The organism is Kitasatospora kazusensis, from assembly GCF_039529945.1.
GTDB classification, from domain to species: domain Bacteria; phylum Actinomycetota; class Actinomycetes; order Streptomycetales; family Streptomycetaceae; genus Kitasatospora; species Kitasatospora kazusensis.
In genome coordinates, this window is the sequence record NZ_BAAANT010000001.1 from 135,680 (window position 1) to 154,465 (window position 18,786).

An 18,786-nucleotide genomic window follows, 5' to 3' on the forward strand; every position below is an offset into this window, starting at 1 on the left:
CTGGAAGGCTCATCCGGTCCCGGGGTGGCGGGCCTGCCAGGCCGCCCAGGCCGAGCCGACCATCGACTCGATGCCGTGCCGGGCCTTCCAGTCGAGCTCCCGGTGGATCAGGTCGGCGGAGGCCACCACCCGGGCGGGGTCGCCGGCGCGGCGGGGCCGGATCTCGGGGGTGGTGTCGCGGCCGGTGACGCGGGCGACGACGGCGAGCATCTCGCTGACCGAGGCGCCCTCGCCGCGGCCGATGTTGAGGGTCAGGGCGACCGGCCCGGTCGCGGCCGCGAGGCGGCGGACGGCGGCGACGTGTGCCGTGGCCACGTCCGAGACGTGGATGTAGTCACGGACGCAGGTGCCGTCGGGCGTCGGGTAGTCGTCGCCGAAGACCAGCGGCGGCAGGCCGTCCGTCAGCCGCTGGAAGACCATCGGGACGAGGTTGGCGACCCCGCCGTCGGCCAGCTCCGCCGAGGCCGCGCCCGCGACGTTGAAGTACCGGAGCGAGACGGTGGAGAGCCCGTGGGCGCGCCCGGCGGCCCGCAGCAGCCACTCGCCGGCCAGCTTGGTCTCGCCGTACGGGTTGATCGGTTCGCACGGGGTGGACTCGGTGACCAGGTCCACGTCCGGCATGCCGTAGACCGCGGCGGACGAGGAGAACAGCACGTTCCGGACGCCCGCCGCGACGGCGGCCTCCAGGACGGTCTGCAGGCCGGCGAGGTTCTCCCGGTAGTAGGTGAACGGCTCCGCCACCGACTCGCCGACCTGCTTCTTCGCCGCGATGTGCAGGACGCCGGTGATCCGGTGGGCGCTCATGGCCGCGTCCAGTACGGCCCGGTCGAGGGTGGACCCGACGACCAGCGGCACGTCCGGCGGCAGCCGCGCCGGGTCCCCGCTGCTGAGGTTGTCGAGGACGACGCAGCGCATCCCGGCCTCGTTCAGCTGCTGCACGACATGCCCGCCGATGTAACCGGCGCCGCCGGTGATCAACCAAGTCATGTCCGGATCCTATGCGGGGCCCGCTCGGCGCCGGGTTCCGACGGCCGCCCGGAGGTTCTCCCGGGTATAGCCGCAAATGAGGGCAAACCGGATGGCGGCGTCGGCGGCCCGGGCGGGTGGCGCCGCTTCGGGGCCGGGTGGGCGCGTCGCACGGCCAATTCGGACAAAGCGGTGAAATGCTGACAAAGTTCGGCCCTTCACCGCGTCCTGAGGTCCCCCCTCCAGGGCCGGTCGCGCGCGCACGGAACCGGAGGCAGCTCAGGTGCACCCCAAGAAGCAACCCACCCGCCCGATCCCGGCCGGCCCCCGTCCCACCGGGCCCAGGCTGCTGCTCCCGGGGGTGGCGCTCGCCCTGGCCGGCCTGGTGGTGACCGGCTGCACCAGCAGTGGTTCCTCCTCCTCGTCCTCGGCGGCGTCCTCCTCGTCCTCCTCCTCGTCGGCCTCCCCGAGCGCCTCGTCCGGCAGCTCGGCGCCCGCGCCGTCCGGCACCAACCAGCTCCAGGACGACTACGAGCGGGTGATCGCCGACGTGCTGCCCTCGGTGGTGCAGATCACCACCGCCTCCGGCCTCGGCTCCGGCATCGTCTACGACGCGAAGGGCGACATCGTCACCAACGCGCACGTGGTCGGCACCGCGACCTCCTTCACCGTCACGCTGCCCAACAGCGCCAAGACCCTGGACGCCACCCTGGTCGGCAGCTTCCCCGAATCCGACCTCGCGGTGATCAAGCTCAGCAGCCCCCCGAGCGGGCTCAAGCCGGCCGTCTTCGGCGACAGCAGCAAGGTCGCGGTCGGCCAGATCACGCTGGCGATGGGCAGCCCGCTGGGCCTGTCGTCCAGCGTCACCCAGGGCATCGTCTCGGCGACCGGCCGGACGGTCTCCGAGCCGCAGGGCGGCGGCTCGGCCGGCGCCACCCTCGGCAACATGGTGCAGACCTCGGCCGCCATCAACCCGGGTAACAGCGGCGGCGCGCTGGTCAACCTCTCCAGCCAGGTGATCGGCATCAACACGCTCGCCGCGATCGACCAGGAGCTGAACGGCAGCAGCGCCCCCGGCATCGGCTTCGCCATCCCGGCCGCCACCATCACCAACATCGCCGACCAGCTGATCAAGAGCGGCAAGGTCACCAACTCCGGCCGGGCCGCCCTCGGCATCACCGCCCGGACGTACTTCAGCTCCGACTTCCAGCCCGCCGGCGCCGTCATCGTCGGCGTCACCCAGGGCGGCGCGGCGGACTCCGCCGGGCTCCAGGCCGGAGACGTGATCACCAAGCTGGGCGACACCCAGATCACCAGTCTCAACTCGCTGACCACGGCCCTGGCCTCGCTCCAGCCCGACGCCAAGGTCACCGTCACCTACCTGCGGGACGGCCAGACCAAGACCGCCGACGTCACCCTCGGCACCCTGTCCAGCTGACCCGCCCAGAACTCCGGGCCCGGCGGCCCCACCGCGCAAGGGAGGCGGCCGCCGGGCCCGGACCCATGTTCGGTGCCGGTACCGCCAGGTGCCGGTACCGTCCGGCACCTGTACAGCTTGTCGTGACCGGCCGGCCGGCGGAGCCTTCAGCGGCGGGCGCTCCTCGTCCGCCAGGGCAGCTCGACCGTCACCCCGGTCGGGCCGCCCGCCGGGCTCTCGACCACGAAGACCCCGTCCACCGCGCTGACCCGCTCGGCCAGCCCGGCCAGTCCGCTGCCCGGGTAGGCCGCCGCCCCGCCGCGCCCGTCGTCCTGGACGAGCAGCATCAGCCGGTCCGCGGCCCGCCAGACGTCGACCGTGGCGGTCCGGGCGCCGGCGTGCTTGGAGACGTTCGTCAGCAGCTCGCTGACGGTGAAGTACGCGATGCCCTCGACCGCCGAGTCGGGCCGCTGCGCGGTGCCGTCCGGGCCGGCCAGGTCGACGTTCACCTTGACCCCGCCCGGCACGGTGCACCGGGCGGCGACGGCGGAGAGCGCCGCGTCCAGGCCACGGTCCGTCAGGACGGCCGGGTGGATGCCCCGGGCCAGGTCGCGCAGCTCCTGGAGCGCGAGCTTCACCTCGCCGTGCGCCGCGCCGACCATCCGCGCGGCGGACTCCACGCTCTCCGGGGTCTGGCTCTCGGCCAGCTTCTCCTTGGCCAGCCCGAGGTCCATCGACAGGGCGACCAGCCGGGCCTGCGCGCCGTCGTGCAGGTCCCGTTCGATCCGCCGCAGGTCGGCGGCGGCGGTGTCGACCACCGCGCCCCGGTCGTCCTCCAGCTCGCGGACCCGCTCGGACAGCGCGTTCGGGGCGAGCAGGGTGTCGACCAGCAGCCGGTCCGCCGTGGCGAGGAAGCCGGCCACCCACGGCAGCACCGGCCACCCGATGATCAGCATGATCAGCGTGACGGCGAAGCTGACCAGGCCCCACGGCATCAGCACGACGCAGTAGAGCGCCGAGCGCCAGCCCAGCCCGTCGGTCAGGTTGGCGAGCACCCAGCCGGCCGGCCCCGGGCGGTCCGGCACCAGCGGCAGGGGTTCGCCCAGCTCCGAGTCGACCGCGATCCGGGCGCGCTGCCGGGCCAGCCTGCCGAGGGCCCGGCAGCCCGTCAGCCCGAGGGCGAGCAGCGGCAGCCCGACCACCGTGACCGCCAGGCTCAGCCCGACGCTCAGCACCACGACGCTGAACACGAATCCGGCGATGCCGACCGGCAGGTTCAGCAGCAGGTGCTGCACCTGCCGCCAGAGCTTCGCTCCGTACAGCGGCGGCCGGGCGGGCCTGTCCTTCGTCATGCTCGGCGTCTCCATCGTGTGCACCCCACCCTCTCGGTCGGCCTACCGGCCTGGTGGGCTCCAGCATCGCGGGTCGGCGGGCGGTCGGGCCATGGGGGTGATCGGCGTCCACGGCCGGGGGTTATCCCCACCCCGGTGGTGGGGGTGTGGACAGGGTGCCTCAAGGGGCCGGTGTCCACACGGTGTCTTGTAGGTCGGGCAGGGTGCAGGGAGACTCAAGCGCTGCACTTAGACTCACGCCTTAGCGATGGTTATGGATGTGTAAAGAGGCGCAGTGAACCCCCACCGACCGGTGGGTCGACGTTCCAGTGTGGAGGCGAACGCATGACGGGGCCGCTGGCCGCCGCCGACCCTGCCGCGGGCGGTGGCTACTTCGACGCGTACGCGGCGGTGGGCCTGCTCGCTGTCGTCGGCGTGCTCTTCGTCGCGGTGTCCTTCACCGCGAACCGCCTGCTCAGGCCGGTGGTGTACTCGCCGGAGAAGCTGCTGACCTACGAGTGCGGCGTCGACCCGGTGGGCGGGGACTGGGCGCACACCCAGATCCGGTACTACATCTACGCCTTCCTGTACGTGATCTTCGCAGTCGACTCGATCTACCTCTTCCCGTGGGCGACGGTCTTCGCCGCCGCCGGGTTCGGCATGGCCACGCTGGTGGAGATGTTCGTCTTCATCGGCTTCCTCGCGGTCGGGCTGCTCTACGCCTGGAAGAAGGGCGTTCTGGAATGGACGTGACGCATTCGCACGGTTCCTCCGGCGTGATCCCGCTGGGGATGCCCGACCCCGCCCGTCCGGGCGCGGCGGTCGAGCCGCGCCGGATCGGCCCGCTGGCCCGGCTCGCGCCGGACCCGGTGAAGGTCGTGCTCAACTGGGGGCGCCGCTACAGCCTCTGGTGCTTCAACTTCGGCCTCGCCTGCTGCGCGATCGAGTTCATCGCCGCGTCGATGGCCAAACACGACTTCATCCGGATGGGCGTGATCCCGTTCGCGCCGGGCCCGCGCCAGGCCGACCTGATGATCGTCTCGGGCACCGTCACCGACAAGATGGCCCCGGCCGTCAAGCGCCTGTACGAGCAGATGCCCGAGCCCAAGTACGTCATCTCGTTCGGCGCCTGCTCCAACTCCGGCGGCCCCTACTGGGACTCCTACTCCGTCACCAAGGGCGTCGACCAGATCATCCCGGTCGACGTCTACGTGCCGGGCTGCCCGCCGCGCCCCGAGGCGCTGCTCCAGGGCATCCTCAAGCTCCAGGAGAAGATCGCGGCCGAGTCGCTGCCCGCCCGGTACGCGGCGCCCGCGTCCGCGCTGCGGCGCCCGCTGGTCGCCGGGCCGGAGGGTACGCAGTGATTCCCGAGGAGACCGCGGCCGCGATCGGCGAGTGGGCCACCGCCGCACAGGCGTACGAGCTGCTGACCGTGGACGTGCCCGCCGAGCACTGGATCGAGGCGCTGACCGCCGCCCGCGACGGGCTCGGGCTGACCTACTTCGACTGGCTGAGCGCGGTGGACGAACTGGCCGACGGCTACTCCGTCGCCGTCCACCTCGCCGAGGCCGGTACGCCCGGACGCGTGCGGCACCTGCTGCTGCGGACCAGGGTGCCGCGTGACAAGGCCGTGCTGCCGACCGCCGTCGGGGTCTACGCCGGTGCCGGGTGGCACGAGCGGGAGACCCACGAGATGTTCGGCATCGACTTCGCCGGCCACCCGCACCTGGTCACCCTGCTGCTGCCGGACGGCTTCGAGGGCCACCCGCTGCGCAAGGAGTTCGTGCTCGCCGCCCGGGTCGCCAAGGCCTGGCCGGGCGCCAAGGAGCCCGGCGAGAGCGAGGGCGACGGCCCGGCCCGGCGCAAGATGCAGCCCCCCGGCGTGCCCGACCCGAACGAGTGGGGTCCGCTCAAGGGCACCCTCCCGGCCGTCGCGGAACGCCCGGCCCGCGCGGCCCGGACGCCGCGCGCGGCCGCAGCCGGTGCTGCCGCCGGTGCCGCGCCCGGTGCTGCCGCCGGTGCGGAAGGGGCTGCGCCCCGCCCGCGCCGGACCCGCAGCATCGAGGACGGATCGACCAGCCAGACGGCCGCCGAGGGCGGCGCGGAACCGCGTCCGCGCCGGACCCGCAGCATCAGCGACGGCTCCGTCAGCCAGACGGCCGACGAGGCCGGGCCCGCCCGCCCCGCGCCCGCCCGCACCCAGTCCGCCGACGCACCCTGGCACTCCCCGGTGCCCGCCGGACCTGACGGGCCCGCAGCCGACGCACCGCCGAAGGCCGAGCCCGTGAGCAAGCCCGGGCCCGTGGCCGAGCCGGTGACCGAGGGCGTGGTCGAGCCCGTGAGCAAGCCCGAGCCCGAGACCGCCGGGACGCCCGAGACGGCCGGCAAGCCCGAGCCCGAGACACCCACCCAGGACGGAGACAGCACGTGAACCTGTTGGACACGCTGCTGCGCTGCGTCGGCGCACTGGTCGTCTTCCTCACCTTCCCGCTGATCATCGGCCAGACCGAGCACAAGGTGATGGCCCACATGCAGGGCCGGCTCGGCCCGATGTACGCGGGTGGCTTCCACGGCTGGGCGCAGTTGGTCGCCGACGGCGTCAAGTTCGTCCAGAAGGAGGACATCGTCCCGGCCGAGGCGGACCGGAAGGTCTTCCAGCTGGCTCCGGCGGTGTCGCTGCTGCCGTACCTGATCGTGCTGCTGGTCATCCCGGTCGGGCCGAACGGCTTCGTCGGGCAGGCCCTGGACGCCGGGCTGTTCTTCGTGCTGGCCGTGATGGGCATCGGGGTGATCGGCAAGCTGATGGCGGGCTGGGCGTCCGCCAACAAGTTCTCGCTGCTCGGCGGTCTGCGGACGGCCGCGCAGCTGATGTCGTACGAGCTGCCGATGGTGCTCGCCGCCGCCTCGGTGGCGATGGCGGCCGGTACGGTCTCGCTGACCGGGATCGTGGCCGCCTTCCACTGGTGGTGGATCCCGTGGCAGGCCGTCGGCGCGTTCGTCTTCTTCACGGCCGGGCTGGCCGAGCTCCAGCGGCCGCCGTTCGACATGCCGATCGCCGACTCGGAGATCATCTTCGGCGCGTACACCGAGTACACCGGCCTGCGCTTCGCGTTCTTCCTGCTCTCCGAGTACGCGGGCATCCTGGTCGTCTCGGCGCTCACCGCCGTGCTGTTCCTGGGCGGCTGGCACGGCCCGCTGCCCGACAGCCTCGGCTGGCTGTGGACGCTGCTGAAGACCTTCGCGCTGGCCTTCGTGGTGATCTGGCTCCGGGTCACCTACCCCCGACTGCGCGAGGACCAGCTGATGCGGTTCGCCTGGACGGGCCTCGTCCCGCTGGCGCTCGGCCAGCTCGCCCTGACCGGCATCGTGAAGGTGGCGATCTCATGACATTCCCCGGCTCCGGCCTGGCCAAGGGCCTCGCCGTCACCCTGCGGACCATGACGAAGAAGACCGTCACCGCGCAGTACCCCGACGTGCAGCCCGAGCTGCCCCCGCGCAGCCGCGGCGTGATCGCGCTGCTGGAGGAGAACTGCACGGTCTGCATGCTCTGCGCGCGCGAGTGCCCGGACTGGTGCATCTACATCGACTCCCACAAGGAGACGCTGCCCGCCGCCGACCCGAACGCCCGCGCCCGGACCCGCAACGTGCTGGACCGTTTCGCCATCGACTTCTCGCTCTGCATGTACTGCGGGATCTGCATCGAGGTGTGCCCGTTCGACGCGCTGTTCTGGTCGCCGGAGTTCGAGTACGCGGAGACCGACATCCTGGAGCTCACCCACGAGCGGGACAAGCTCCGCGAGTGGATGTGGACCGTCCCCGCGCCGCCGGCGCTGGACCCGGCCGCCGAGGAGCCCAAGGAGATCGCGATGGCCCGCAAGGCCGCCGACAAACTGGCGGCCGCGGCCGTCGCGGCCGCCCAGGCGGGTGAGTCCGAGTGACCCCCACCCTGCTGGCCGCCGCCGGACCGCTCGCACCGGCCGCCCGCTCCTTCCTCTCCCCGACCGGGGTGGAGATCGTCTTCGTCCTGGTCGGCCTGGCCGTCCTCGGCTCGGCGCTCCTCACGGTGACCACCAAGCAGCTGGTGCACGCCGCGCTCTGGCTGGTCGTCGCGCTCGGCGGGCTGGCGATCGAGTTCCTGCTGCTCACCGCCGAGTTCATCGCCTGGGTGCAGGTGCTGATCTACCTCGGCTCGGTGGTCGTCCTGGTGCTCTTCGGCCTGATGCTCACCAAGGCACCGATCGGCCGCTCGCCGGACGCCGACTCCGGCAACCGCTGGGTCGCGCTCGCGGTGGCACTGGCCGCCGCCGGGACACTGGTCACCCTGGTGGCGGACGCCTTCCGCACCTCCTGGATCGACCTCGGCGCCGGTGGCGGCAGCACGGCGGCGACGGGCCAGAGCCTGTTCCGGACCTGGGTGCTGCCCTTCGAGGCGCTCTCCGTACTGCTGCTGGCCGCGCTGGTCGGCGCGATCGTGCTGTCCCGTACGAAGGGGGAGCGCCCGGCCAGGCCGCGCCCCGGCAAGCTGCGGGCGGGCAAGCCCGTCGGCGCCACATCCGCCGCGACCCCTCCGCAGGAGAGCTGACGCGATGCATCTCGTCTACCCGGCCGTGCTCGCCGCGCTGCTGTTCTGCGTCGGCGTCTACGGCGTGCTGGCCCGGCGCAACACCGTCCTGGTGCTGATGTCCGTCGAGCTGATGCTCAACGCCGTCAACCTCAACCTCGTCGCCTTCGACGCCTGGCTGCGCGACTCGCTGCACGCCGGGCAGGCACTCACCCTGTTCACCATCACCGTCGCCGCCGCCGAGATCGGTCTCGGCCTCGCCGTCGTCCTGCTGGTCTTCCGGACCAAGGGCACGGCGGACATCGACCGCATCACCGCGCTCGGCGACCCGTCGGAGGACGCCCCGGCCGGGGCCGAACCCGAGAAGGGCCAGGCCGCCGCATGAACCTCGCCCTCCCCGTCCTCGTCCCGGTGCTGCCCGCCCTCGGCGCGGCCGCCACGCTCGCCACCGGCAGGCGCGCCCCCGGCTTCGCCCGGCCGCTGGCCGTCCTCCCGGTCGCCGCCTCCGCGGTGCTCGCCCTGGTCGTCGCGCTGCAGCTCGGCACCGGCCAGACCTTCGACGCCGCCACCCGGCTCACCCCCACCGGCGGCCCCGACATCTCGCTCGCCCTCCACCTGGACGGCTTCAGCTCGCTGATTTCCGTCCTGGTCGGCCTGGTCGCCACCTGCGTCCAGGTGTACTCGACGGCCTACCTGAAGGACGACCCGCGCTACCCCTCGTACGCGGCACTGGTCTCGCTCTTCACCGCGGCGATGTTCCTCGTCGTGTACTCCGGCGACCTGATCGTGCTGCTGGTCGGCTGGGAGCTGATGGGCATCTGCTCGTACTTCCTGATCGGCCACCACTGGGAGACCGCCGACGCGCGCTCCGCCTCGCTCAAGGCCTTCCTGGTCACCAAGCTCGGCGACGTCCCGTTCCTGTTCGGCATCTTCCTGCTCGGCGCGGACGCCAAGAGCTTCCGGATCACCGACGTGCTGGCCGCCGCCGGCGACGGGCGGCTCGGCCACCCGACGCTGATCGCGCTGCTGCTGCTCGCCGGTGTGGCCGGCAAGAGCGCGCAGTTCCCGCTGCACACCTGGCTGCCCGACGCGATGGCCGGCCCGACGCCGGTCTCCGCGCTGATCCACGCCGCCACCATGGTCGCCGCCGGCATCTACCTGGTCGCCCGGCTGCTGCCGGTCTTCCTGCTCTCCGGCGCCGCGCTGGTGGTGCTCTCGGTGATGGCCGCCGTGACGATGGTCGGATCGGCGCTCTGCGCGCTCGCCCAGGACGACCTGAAGCGGGTGCTCGCGTACTCGACCGTCGGCCAGCTCGGCTACATGGCGGGCGCACTGGCCAGCGGCGACCGCGAGGCGGCCGTCTTCCACCTGGTCAGCCACGGCGCCTTCAAGGCCCTGCTCTTCCTGACCGCCGGCGTGGTCATCCACGCCGCGCACACCAACTCGATCTCCGCGATGTCCCGGATGCCGGACCTGCGGCGGCGCGTCCCGGACGCCTACTGGACCATGGGCATCGGCCTGATCGCCCTGATCGGCCTGCCGCCGTTCTCCGGCTTCTTCAGCAAGGAGGCGGTGCTCGGCGCCGCCGAGCACGCCGCCAACGGCGAGGCGATCACCAACGGCCTCGGCCCCGCCTCGGCGGTGCCCTCCGCCGCCGGGTGGATCGTGCTGGTCTCCGCCTGCGCCACCGCGCTGCTCACCGCCGCCTACGCGACCCGGCTCTGGCTGGTGGCCTTCCACGGCCCGTCCGCCGCACCCGCCGCCATCGAGGCCCCGCCGTACTCGCCGGAGATCGACGAGGCCGACCCGGCGCAGGCCGAACCGCCCGCGATGCGCTGGCCGCTCTGGGTGCTCGCCGTCCCGGCCATGGGCTTCGGCCTGGCAGGCCTGCGCAGCGGCTGGCTGCCCGCCCTGCTGGACGGCGGCTCGCTGCGCCCCTCCGCCACCACCGCCGTGATCGGCACCGGCCTCGCCCTCGCGGGGGTGCTGATCTCCTACGCCGCCTGGCGCTCGGCCGGCGCCCGGGCCGCGCTCCGGCAGGCCGCCGAGGGCCGGGTCCCCGAGCAGGCCGGGCCGCCCGCCGTCGAGACGCTCCCGGTGGACCCGGGCCGCGTCCTGCTCGGCCCGCTGTTCCGGCCCGCCCAGCACGGCTTCTTCGTCGACCGCCTGTACAGCGCGCTGTTCGTCGCCCCGACCGTCGCCGCCGCGAAGCTCGTCCGCTTCCTCGACCGCGAGGTCGTCGAGACGTACGTACGCGGCACCGGCACCGGAGCCAACCTGCTCGGCTGGGCCGTCCGGCGCGCACAGACCGGGAACGCCCAGGCCTACCTGAGCGCCCTGCTCGCCGGGGTCGTGCTGCTCACCGTCCTGGTGGCGGTCGGCACATGACCACACCCCGCCGCCGCCCCGCCCAGTCCACCGCAGCACCCACTTGGAGCCCCCGATGAACGCGGTCCTCATCGCCCTCCTGCTGCTGCCGCTGGCCGGCGCCGCCCTCACCCTCGCGCCCGCCGGGCCGGACCCGGCCGCCGCCGACCGGCGCGCGCTGCGCCTCGGCACGGCCGTCACCGGCGCCGTCCTGCTGCTCACCGTCGCGCTCGCCGCCTGGTTCGACCACGCGCGCCCGGCCGAGATGCAGGCCGTCACCGACGTCAGCTGGATCCCGGCCATCGGCGTCCGCCTCCACCTCGGCGTGGACGGCATCTCACTGCCCCTGGTGGTGCTCACCGCGCTGCTCACCTTCCTCTGCGCGGTGTACTCCACCAGGCGGCTGCCGAGCGGCGAGGGCGTCCCGAGCGCCCGCTCGTTCGTCGGCCTGCTGCTGCTGCTCGAAGTCGGCATGCTGGCCACCTTCGTGGTACTCGACCTGGTGCTGTTCTTCCTGGCCTTCGAGATCGTGCTGATCCCGATGTACTTCCTGATCGCCCGCTGGGGCGGCGGGCAGAAGGTGCCCGCCGCCAACCGCTTCATCCTGTACACGCTGCTCGGCTCCGCCGTGATGCTGCTCGGCTTCCTGCTGATCGGCACCAAGGCCGGCACCTTCGACATGACCCGGCTCGCCGCCGCCCACGGCAGCGGACTCAGCCACACCACCCAGGTGCTCGCCGCGCTCTGCATCGGCATCGGCCTCGCCGTGAAGGCCCCCGCCTGGCCGCTGCACAGCTGGCTGCCGGACGCCCACACCTCCGCCCCCACCGTCGGCTCGGTGCTGCTCGCCGGCGTGCTGCTGAAGATGGGCACCTACGGCCTGGTCCGGGTCCTCCTCCCGATCGTGCCCGGCGGCACGGCGACCCTCGCCCCCTACCTGGGGGCGCTCGCCGCCGTCGGCGTGGTCTACGGTGCACTGGCCTGCCTCGCCCTGGTGCGGCCCGGCGCCAAGGGCGACCTGAAGCGCCTGATCGCCTTCTCCTCCGTCGGCCACATGGGCTTCGTGCTGCTCGGCATCGCCTCCCTCACCCCGGTGGGCGTCAACGGCGCGCTGTTCGCCAACATCGCGCACGGCCTGATCACCGGCCTGCTCTTCTTCGTGGTCGGCGCGCTGAAGGACCGCTACGGAACGGCGGACCTCGACACCCTCGCGGGCGCCACCGGCGCGGCCCTCTACGGACGGGCACCCCGGATCGGCGCGCTGCTCGCCTTCGCCGCCGTGGCCAGCCTCGGCCTCCCCGGGCTGGCGGGCTTCTGGGGCGAGCTGCTCGCGATGTTCGGAGCCTTCGACCCGGCCGCCGGCCTGTCCCGCCCCGCCTTCCTGACCTACATGGTGATCGCCGGTCTGGGCACCCTCCTCACCGCCGCGTACCTGCTGCTGGTCGTGAAGCGGGTCTGCATGGGTGACCCCGAGCAGCCCGCCGTCGCCTCCGACATCCCCGACCTGCGCGCGTACGAGGCCGTCAGCTGGACGCCGCTCGCCGCGCTCACCCTGCTCGCCGGGCTCTGGCCCGCGCTGCTGCTCGGACTGTCCGACCCGGCCGTCAAACACCTCCTCGGGGGTGGCTGAAGCATGCACAGCTCCGTACCTGGTCCGCACGAGCTTCTGGGGCAGCCCGCCATGACACCTCTCGCCGTCGCCGACCCGGGCAGCCTGATCCAGTCCGTCGACTGGGTGGCGATCGCACCACCGCTGATCGCCGCGCTGGCCGCCCTCGCCGTGCTGCTCGCCGACCTCTTCCTGCCGGCCGCCCGGAAGAAGGTGCTCGGCTGGGCCACCGCCGGCGGACTCGCCCTCGCCCTCATCGCGCTCCTCCCACTGGCTCGCGGTAACACCCGGTCGACCTTCTGTGTGCAGAACGTAACAGGGGCCACCGACAACGCGGCCTGCTCGTACGTCGCCGACCACTTCGCGCTGGTCTTCCAGCTGCTCGCGCTCGGCGGCGCGCTGATCACCGCGCTGATCTCGATCCACACCGTGGACGAGGAGGAGCTGCCCGGCGGCGAGTACTGGTTCCTGCTGCTCAGCAGCGCCACCGGCGCCGCCCTGCTGCCCGCCGCCCGCGACCTGGCGACGCTGATCGTCGCCCTGGAGGTCGTCTCACTGCCCGCGTTCGCGCTGGTCGCGCTGCGCCGGGACGGCCGGGGCGCCGAGGCCGCGCTCAAGTTCTTCCTGTCCTCCGTCACCGCGACGGCCGTGATGCTGCTGGGCGTCAGCTTCGTGTACGCCGCCACCGGCAGCCTCCACCTGACCGCGATCGCCGACGGCCTGGCCCACGTACCCGCTCAGCTGAAGCCGCTCGCCGAGGCCGGCGCCGCGCTCACGCTGGTCGGCTTCGCGTTCAAGGTCGCCGCCGTCCCGTTCCACTTCTGGCTGCCGGACACCTACACCGGCTCGCCGGTCCCGATCGCGGGCTACCTCTCGGTGGTCAGCAAGGCGGCCGGCCTGGCCGGGCTGGCGCTGGTCACCACCATCGCCTTCCACCAGTACGGCCACACCTGGGGCATCGCGCTGGGCGTGCTCGCCGCGCTCACCATGACGGTCGGCAACGTCGGGGCCCTGCGCCAGCGCGCCGACACCCGGCACAGCGCCGTCCGGCTGCTCGCCTGGTCCTCCATCAGCCAGGCCGGCTACCTGCTCGTCCCGCTGGCCGCCGCCGGGGCCGCCCGGTCCACCGCGCCGATCGGCGCCACGGTCGCGTACGCGCTGATCTACGCCGTGGTGAACCTGGGCGCCTTCGCGGTGGTCGCCGCCGTCGCCCGCACCGCCCCGGCCGCCCGGATCGACGACTTCCGGGGCCTGTTCACCCACCGCCGCTGGACGGCGCTCGGCCTGGCCTTCTTCCTGCTCTGCCTGGGCGGGCTGCCGCCGGGCGTGGTCGGGCTGTTCGGCAAGGTCGTGGTCTTCCGCTCCGCCGTCGACGCCGGACTCGGCTGGCTGGCCGTGACCATGGCCGTCAACGTGGTGGTCGCGCTCTACTACTACCTGGCCTGGACGGCGAAGCTCTTCGCGCCCGCCGGCACCGAGGCGCAGCAGCAGCGGCGCACTCCCGCCGGGCTGACGGTCACGCTGGCGCTCACCGCCTCCGCCGCGGTGGTCCTCTCGGTGGCCCCGCAGCTGGTCCTCCAGGTGGTCAGCGGCACCCTGTTCTGAGGCTTCGGACACCAGCGGCCCGGCCGGGCGCCAAGCCCCCGGCCGGGCCGTGCCGTGCCGTGGGGGAACGAAGAAGGCGCGTCCCTCCGTTGATCCCACCAGAGGGATGAGCAGAGAAGGCTTCCCACCGCACCACTTGGAGGGGCTGCCGTGCACCGCCAGCACAACGGGTTGAGGACGGCCGCGCTGATCGGCGGGCTGTCGGCGCTGATCCTGGTGATCGGCAGCTTCTTCGGCCGGACCGGTCTGCTGCTGGCCGTCGTGGTCGCGCTCGGTACCAACGCGTACGCCTACTGGAACAGCGACAAGCTCGCGCTGCGCGCGATGCGGGCCCGCCCGGTGAGCGAGATCGAGGCCCCCCGGCTGTACCGGATCGTCCGCGAGCTCTCCACCTCGGCCCGGCAGCCGATGCCGCGGCTCTACCTCTCGCCCACCCCGGCCCCGAACGCCTTCGCCACCGGGCGCAACCCGCGCAACGCCGCCGTCTGCTGCACCGACGGCATCCTGCAGCTGCTGGACGAGCGCGAGCTGCGCGGGGTGCTCGGCCACGAGCTCAGCCACGTCTACAACCGGGACATCCTGATCTCCTCGGTGGCCGGCGCACTGGCCGCGGTGATCATGTTCCTGGTCAACTTCGCCTGGCTGGTCCCGTTCGGCCGCAGCGAGGACGACGAGGACCCGGGGCTCTTCGGCCTGCTCGCCATCATGATCATCGGCCCGCTCGCCGCCACCCTGATCCAACTGGCCGTCAGCCGCTCCCGCGAGTACCAGGCCGACGCCGACGGAGCCCGGATCACCGGCGACCCGCTGGCCCTCGCCAGCGCCCTGCGCAAGCTGGAGGCGGGCACCCAGCGGCTCCCGCTGCCCGCCGAGCCACAGCTCCAGACCGCCAGCCACATGATGATCGCCAGCCCGTTCCGCCCGGGTGAGGCCGGCTCGCGGCTGTTCTCCACCCACCCCCCGATGGCGGAGCGGATCGCCCGCCTGGAGCGGATGGGCGGCCGCCGGCCCTGAGCCGGGGCCCGGGCCCACCGGCTCAGGGCCGACGGCTAGCGTCCGGCTGTGGTCCCGGCCTTCGTCGCAGCCGTGCCCCGGGCGAAGTCGAAGGCCGCCACGGGGTCCACCTCCTTCGTCCACGGCTCCGCGCCGCACCACGGGCCGAGCAGCCGGAACTGCTCCAACGCGGCCTCGTACCGGCCCGCCTTGTTCAGGTAGTGGGCCAGCAGGTGCCGCAGCCGGGGCAGCCGCTCGTCGCCCTCGGGGACCTGGTCGAGCGACCGGGCGGCCTGCACCAGCAGGTCCTTGGCGGCCGCCGAGGACGGGAGGGCGGCGGAGCCGGAGCGCTTGACCAGCTCGTACAGCGCGTGGACGTAGATCCCGGCGAGCGGGCTGCCGGCCGGGGCCCGGCCCACGGTGCGCTCGGCGAACTCCAGCATCAGCCTGTTCGAGCCGAACCACTTGGCGCACCAGTACTGCATGGCCTGCCAGTGGCCGGTGTAGTGATGGGGCGCCCGGGCGACCAGGCCCTCCCACAGGGGACGGAACTGCTCGTGCGAGTACTGCGCGCCACGGGCGGCGGTGACCATGACCACCCAGGGGCCCGGGTCCTGCGGTCCGAGCTCGGCGGCCTGCTTCGCGGCGTCGATCGAGGCGGGCACCAGCCGCCGGAAGGCGGCCATCCGGTCGGCCGGGACCTTGTTCGCGTACTCGCTGCCACGGATCGCCCAGGCCTGGTGCAGCAGCCGCTGGGCGTGCAGCGTGGCGGCCTCGCAGCTGTCCGGCTGGACCAGGAGCCAGGCGTCCAGCCAGCTGTCGTCCTGCTCCATGACCTGCTGGAGCAGCTCCATCCGGGACCAGCGTTCGTCCCAGTCCCGGCCCGCCGCCTCGACGTAGGCCGCCGCCGGCCGCCAGTCGCCCTCCCAGGCCGCGTGCGCGATCGCCTGTATCTCCTTGGAACGGTAGACGGGCGGCGGCGGCCCGGCCCGGCGGGCGTCGAGTTGCTCCAGGGGCGGGAGCCCGTACGCCGCCGGGTCGAAGCGCAGGCGCCGACGGCGGGCGAGGCGGGCACGGTGGGCGAGGCCGGTCAGGCCGCCGCCGTTCCGGGAACGCCTGATCAGCACGATCACGGAGAACGCCACGAGGAGGGAGAGCACGTCTGTCACGGTGGTGATCATCCCCGGTCGTGATCACCAGGGGCAAGAACTCCGGCCGGGTGCCCGGCCAGGCCCCGGCCGGGGCCCGCTCGCCGTCCGCTCACCGCCCGCTCGCCGTCCGGCGGGGAGCCCGGCGGGAGCCCGGTTCCCGGGACGAGGTGGTGCGAGCTGTGGTTGAGGGGCGCCGTCGGTGGGACGCTTGAACAATGAAGGTGATCGGTTTCGTCCTCAACGTGCTGTGGTTGATCCTCTGCGGGATCTGGATGGCCATCGGTTATGCGATCGCGGGAATCGTCTGCTGCGTGCTCATCGTGACCATTCCATTCGGCATTGCCAGCTTCCGCCTTGCCGGCTACGTCCTGTGGCCCTTCGGCCGGACGACGGTGGTCCGGGACGACGCCGGGGCGCCGTCCTGCGTCGGCAACGTGATCTGGCTGGTGTTCGCCGGCTGGTGGCTGGCACTCGGTCACATCGCCACCGCGATCGCCCTGGCGCTCACGATCATCGGGATCCCGTTCGCCTGGGCGAACCTGAAGATGATCCCGATCTCGCTGATGCCGCTCGGCCGCGAGGTGGTCCCGACGGACGAGCGGTTCGGCGGGCGCTGAGCCCGGCGCCGGGTGGGCTGCCGGGCTCAGTGAGCTGACGATCCGTCAGTCATCAGGCCTGGGCGGTCTGGACGATCATCTTCCCGGTGTTCTCCCCGCGCAGCATGCCGAGGAAGGCGTCCACCACCCGGTCGAAGCCCTCGACCACCGTCTCGTCGGCGACCACCCGCCCCGAGCGCAGGTGCGGCACCAGGAACTCCTCCAACTCCTGCTGCACGGCGCGGTGGTTGCGGACGAGGAAGCCCTCCAGGCGCAGGCTCTTGTACACCACGTCGTACAGGTTGCGCGGAGCGGCGGCCGGTTCCGCGCTGTTGTACTGCGAGACCGCGCCGCACCAGGCGATCCGGCCGTGCTCGCGTAGCACGTCGATGGCGCCCGCCAGGTGCTCGCCGCCGACGTTGTCGAAGTACGCGTCGATCCCCTCCGGGGCTGCCCGGCCGAGGAGTTCGGCCACCGGGCCGTCGTGGTAGTCGAAGGCCGCGTCGAAGCCGAGCCGTTCGGTCAGGTGCTTCACCTTGGCGGCCGATCCGGCGCTGCCGATGATCCGTTCCGCTCCCAGCAGCCGGGCGATCTGGCCGACCGCGCCGCCCACGCCTCCGGCGGCGGCCGAGACGAAGAGGCTTTCCCCGGGCTGCAGTCGCAGGACCCGGGTCAGGCCGACGTACGCGGTCAGCCCGGTGCCGCCGAGCACGCCCAGGTACGCGCTGAGCGGGATCCCCGCGAGCGGCGGCAGCACCCGCACCTCCGCCGGCCGCACCAGCGCGTGCGTCCGCCAGGCGTAGCGGTGGAACACCAGGTCGCCGACCGCGAGTTCGGGCGTGCGCGAGTCGATGACCCGTCCGATGGAGCGGCCCTCCAGCGGCGTGCCGAGCTCCCAGTGGCCCTCGTCCATCGCCTCGCGCATGTACGGGTCGACGGAGAGGTAGACGTTCTCGACCAGTGCCGTGCCCGGCTCCGGGGCCGGGACGGGGCCCTCGACGAAGGCGAAGTTCCCGGGGACGGGGGCGCCGGTCGGGCGGGACACCTGGTGGACGTACTGGGCGCGGGTGCGGGTCACGGCTGGCTCCTGTGGGACGGCTGTTCCGGCGGGATGTGACCACCGTAGGAACGCTGCGCCGAGCCGGGCAGGGGCTCGGGTCGATGGAACGGGCACCTTCCATGCACGCCGCTCATGGAACGGCCGCGAAACGGGATAGGTTGCCGGGGTGACCGACCTCGCCCCGCACGAGCTGCGGATTCTTGTCGCCGTCGACCGCGGGCGGAGTTTCACGGCTGCGGCCGAGGCCCTCGGGATGTCCCAGTCCGCCGTCTCGCACGCGGTCCGGACGTGCGAGCGCAAGGTCGGCGCGGTGCTCTTCGAGCGCGGACGGCACGGCGCACGCGCCACCCCGGCCGGCGAGCGGGCGGTGGTGCACGCCCGGCACATCCTGCACCTGCTGGAGACCCTGGCCGCCGAGGCACGCGGAGCCGAGTCCGGCACGGTCACCGGGACGCTGCGGATCGCCGCCTTCCGCAGTGCCGCCGCCCACGTGCTGCCCGCCGTCCTCGCCCGGCTGGCCGCCCGCCACCCGGGGCTCGTCCCGCGGGTCCGGATCGTCCGCGAGGTGGGCCGGGGCACGGCGGGCGAGGTGGCGGACGGCCGCGCGGACCTCGGTATCGCCACCCTCGACGCCTCGGCGGCCCCGCCCCCCGGCCTGGTCAGCGGCCGGCTCTTCGAGGAGTCGTACGCGCTGGTGCACCCGGCCGGGCACGCCCGCCCGCACGGCCTGCCGCTGGTCGACTGGGACGAGAACTGCGGCTCGTACACCCGGGACTGGTGGTCCCGGCAGGACTGGATCCCGGCCGCGCGGGTCAACGTCGAGGACGACATCGCGACGCTCTCGATGGTGGCGCAGGGCCTCGGCATGTCGATCGTGCCCCGCTCGGCCCTGATCGGCGTACCCCCAGGGGTGGCCGTCACCGATCTCGGCCCGCAGGCACCCACCCGCCTGGTCGGGTACGTCACCACCCCCGAACTGGCCCGGGCCGTCGGCGTCCGGGCCCTCATCCGCGAGCTGCGGTCGGCCGTCCTCCCGCCCGGCCTCGAACCGGCCCGGGCGTAGCGGCGCGCGCAGGGCCGGCCCCGGCGGCGCGGCGGGCGCACGGCCGGCCCTGGCGGGCCGGCCCCGG

The 18,786-nt window shown here is 73.3% G+C and carries 18 protein-coding genes; 14 read left to right on the plus strand and 4 right to left on the minus strand.

Going from position 1 to position 18,786, the window contains the following annotated elements:
* Positions 1-9: 9 nt before the first annotated feature.
* Positions 10-987 carry a UDP-glucose 4-epimerase GalE gene (gene galE, locus ABD330_RS00655; RefSeq protein WP_344459542.1) on the minus strand — a complete coding sequence of 326 codons (978 nt, stop codon included), beginning with the start codon at positions 985-987 and terminating at the stop codon, positions 10-12.
* Positions 988-1,279: 292 nt separating this feature from the next.
* Between galE and ABD330_RS00660 the strand changes: the two genes are divergently transcribed.
* Positions 1,280-2,404 carry a S1C family serine protease gene (locus ABD330_RS00660; protein WP_425555401.1) on the plus strand — a complete coding sequence of 375 codons (1,125 nt, stop codon included), beginning with the start codon at positions 1,280-1,282 and terminating at the stop codon, positions 2,402-2,404.
* Positions 2,405-2,550: 146 nt separating this feature from the next.
* Here ABD330_RS00660 and ABD330_RS00665 read toward each other — a convergent pair whose 3' ends face one another.
* Positions 2,551-3,735, minus strand: coding sequence for a sensor histidine kinase (locus ABD330_RS00665; RefSeq protein WP_344459544.1), 1,185 nt, complete (start codon positions 3,733-3,735; stop codon positions 2,551-2,553).
* 324 nt (positions 3,736-4,059) lie between these two features.
* Between ABD330_RS00665 and ABD330_RS00670 the strand changes: the two genes are divergently transcribed.
* The 11 genes from ABD330_RS00670 (at position 4,060) to htpX (ending at position 14,870) form a co-directional block, all read left to right on the plus strand.
* Positions 4,060-4,467, plus strand: coding sequence for an NADH-quinone oxidoreductase subunit A (locus ABD330_RS00670; RefSeq protein WP_344459546.1), 408 nt, complete (start codon positions 4,060-4,062; stop codon positions 4,465-4,467).
* Positions 4,458-5,078 (plus strand): NADH-quinone oxidoreductase subunit B, encoded by a 621-nt coding sequence (locus tag ABD330_RS00675; protein ID WP_425555392.1) that lies wholly within the window; start codon positions 4,458-4,460, stop codon positions 5,076-5,078. The genes ABD330_RS00670 and ABD330_RS00675 overlap by 10 nt, the downstream gene beginning before the upstream one ends.
* On the plus strand, positions 5,075-6,145 hold the full coding sequence (locus ABD330_RS00680; protein ID WP_344459548.1) for an NADH-quinone oxidoreductase subunit C: 1,071 nt from the start codon (positions 5,075-5,077) through the stop codon (positions 6,143-6,145). Before ABD330_RS00675 ends, ABD330_RS00680 begins: the two co-directional genes overlap by 4 nt.
* 2 nt (positions 6,146-6,147) lie before the next feature.
* Positions 6,148-7,101 carry an NADH-quinone oxidoreductase subunit NuoH gene (gene nuoH, locus ABD330_RS00685; protein WP_425555402.1) on the plus strand — a complete coding sequence of 318 codons (954 nt, stop codon included), beginning with the start codon at positions 6,148-6,150 and terminating at the stop codon, positions 7,099-7,101.
* Complete coding sequence (locus ABD330_RS00690; protein ID WP_344459552.1) at positions 7,098-7,652, plus strand: NuoI/complex I 23 kDa subunit family protein; 555 nt, start codon at positions 7,098-7,100, stop codon at positions 7,650-7,652. The genes nuoH and ABD330_RS00690 overlap by 4 nt, the downstream gene beginning before the upstream one ends.
* The gene (locus tag ABD330_RS00695) at positions 7,649-8,296 is read left to right on the plus strand and encodes an NADH-quinone oxidoreductase subunit J family protein (protein WP_344459554.1); all 648 of its coding nucleotides are present in this window, start codon (positions 7,649-7,651) and stop codon (positions 8,294-8,296) included. The genes ABD330_RS00690 and ABD330_RS00695 overlap by 4 nt, the downstream gene beginning before the upstream one ends.
* Positions 8,297-8,300: 4 nt before the next feature.
* Complete coding sequence (gene nuoK, locus ABD330_RS00700) at positions 8,301-8,660, plus strand: NADH-quinone oxidoreductase subunit NuoK (protein WP_344459556.1); 360 nt, start codon at positions 8,301-8,303, stop codon at positions 8,658-8,660.
* Complete coding sequence (locus ABD330_RS00705; protein ID WP_344459558.1) at positions 8,657-10,663, plus strand: NADH-quinone oxidoreductase subunit 5 family protein; 2,007 nt, start codon at positions 8,657-8,659, stop codon at positions 10,661-10,663. The genes nuoK and ABD330_RS00705 overlap by 4 nt, the downstream gene beginning before the upstream one ends.
* 55 nt (positions 10,664-10,718) lie before the next feature.
* Positions 10,719-12,272: a complex I subunit 4 family protein gene (locus ABD330_RS00710; RefSeq protein WP_344459560.1), complete on the plus strand. Its 1,554-nt coding sequence runs from the start codon at positions 10,719-10,721 to the stop codon at positions 12,270-12,272.
* A 51-nt stretch (positions 12,273-12,323) separates the two neighbouring features.
* Positions 12,324-13,856 carry an NADH-quinone oxidoreductase subunit N gene (locus ABD330_RS00715; RefSeq protein ID WP_344459562.1) on the plus strand — a complete coding sequence of 511 codons (1,533 nt, stop codon included), beginning with the start codon at positions 12,324-12,326 and terminating at the stop codon, positions 13,854-13,856.
* Positions 13,857-14,006: 150 nt separating this feature from the next.
* Entirely contained in the window at positions 14,007-14,870 is an 864-nt protein-coding gene (gene htpX / locus ABD330_RS00720; RefSeq protein ID WP_344459564.1) for a zinc metalloprotease HtpX, read from the plus strand.
* 35 nt (positions 14,871-14,905) lie between these two features.
* Here htpX and ABD330_RS00725 read toward each other — a convergent pair whose 3' ends face one another.
* Positions 14,906-16,018: a hypothetical protein gene (locus ABD330_RS00725; RefSeq protein ID WP_344459566.1), complete on the minus strand. Its 1,113-nt coding sequence runs from the start codon at positions 16,016-16,018 to the stop codon at positions 14,906-14,908.
* Positions 16,019-16,215: 197 nt separating this feature from the next.
* Between ABD330_RS00725 and ABD330_RS00730 the strand changes: the two genes are divergently transcribed.
* Positions 16,216-16,617, plus strand: a complete 402-nt coding sequence (locus ABD330_RS00730; RefSeq protein ID WP_344459567.1) for a YccF domain-containing protein — start codon at positions 16,216-16,218, stop codon at positions 16,615-16,617.
* 52 nt (positions 16,618-16,669) lie between these two features.
* Here the strand turns inward: ABD330_RS00730 and ABD330_RS00735 are convergent, their stop codons facing one another.
* Positions 16,670-17,674 (minus strand): NADP-dependent oxidoreductase, encoded by a 1,005-nt coding sequence (locus ABD330_RS00735; protein WP_344459569.1) that lies wholly within the window; start codon positions 17,672-17,674, stop codon positions 16,670-16,672.
* A gap of 148 nt (positions 17,675-17,822) precedes the next feature.
* On the opposite strand from ABD330_RS00735, the gene ABD330_RS00740 reads away from it, so the two are divergent.
* On the plus strand, positions 17,823-18,719 hold the full coding sequence (locus ABD330_RS00740) for a LysR family transcriptional regulator (protein WP_344459571.1): 897 nt from the start codon (positions 17,823-17,825) through the stop codon (positions 18,717-18,719).
* Positions 18,720-18,786 lie beyond the last annotated feature (67 nt).

Bases quoted from the DNA above. Each gene is read 5' to 3' on its own strand.
- ABD330_RS00715 (WP_344459562.1), top strand. From the start codon at position 12,324: ATGACACCTCTCGCCGTCGCCGACCCGGGCAGCCTGATCCAGTCCGTC.
- ABD330_RS00675 (WP_425555392.1), top strand. From the start codon at position 4,458: ATGGACGTGACGCATTCGCACGGTTCCTCCGGCGTGATCCCGCTGGGG.
- ABD330_RS00705 (WP_344459558.1), top strand. From the start codon at position 8,657: ATGAACCTCGCCCTCCCCGTCCTCGTCCCGGTGCTGCCCGCCCTCGGC.
- ABD330_RS00670 (WP_344459546.1), top strand. From the start codon at position 4,060: ATGACGGGGCCGCTGGCCGCCGCCGACCCTGCCGCGGGCGGTGGCTAC.
- ABD330_RS00730 (WP_344459567.1), top strand. From the start codon at position 16,216: ATGAAGGTGATCGGTTTCGTCCTCAACGTGCTGTGGTTGATCCTCTGC.
- ABD330_RS00710 (WP_344459560.1), top strand. From the start codon at position 10,719: ATGAACGCGGTCCTCATCGCCCTCCTGCTGCTGCCGCTGGCCGGCGCC.
- galE (WP_344459542.1), bottom strand. From the start codon at position 987: ATGACTTGGTTGATCACCGGCGGCGCCGGTTACATCGGCGGGCATGTC.
- ABD330_RS00665 (WP_344459544.1), bottom strand. From the start codon at position 3,735: ATGACGAAGGACAGGCCCGCCCGGCCGCCGCTGTACGGAGCGAAGCTC.
- ABD330_RS00690 (WP_344459552.1), top strand. From the start codon at position 7,098: ATGACATTCCCCGGCTCCGGCCTGGCCAAGGGCCTCGCCGTCACCCTG.
- nuoK (WP_344459556.1), top strand. From the start codon at position 8,301: ATGCATCTCGTCTACCCGGCCGTGCTCGCCGCGCTGCTGTTCTGCGTC.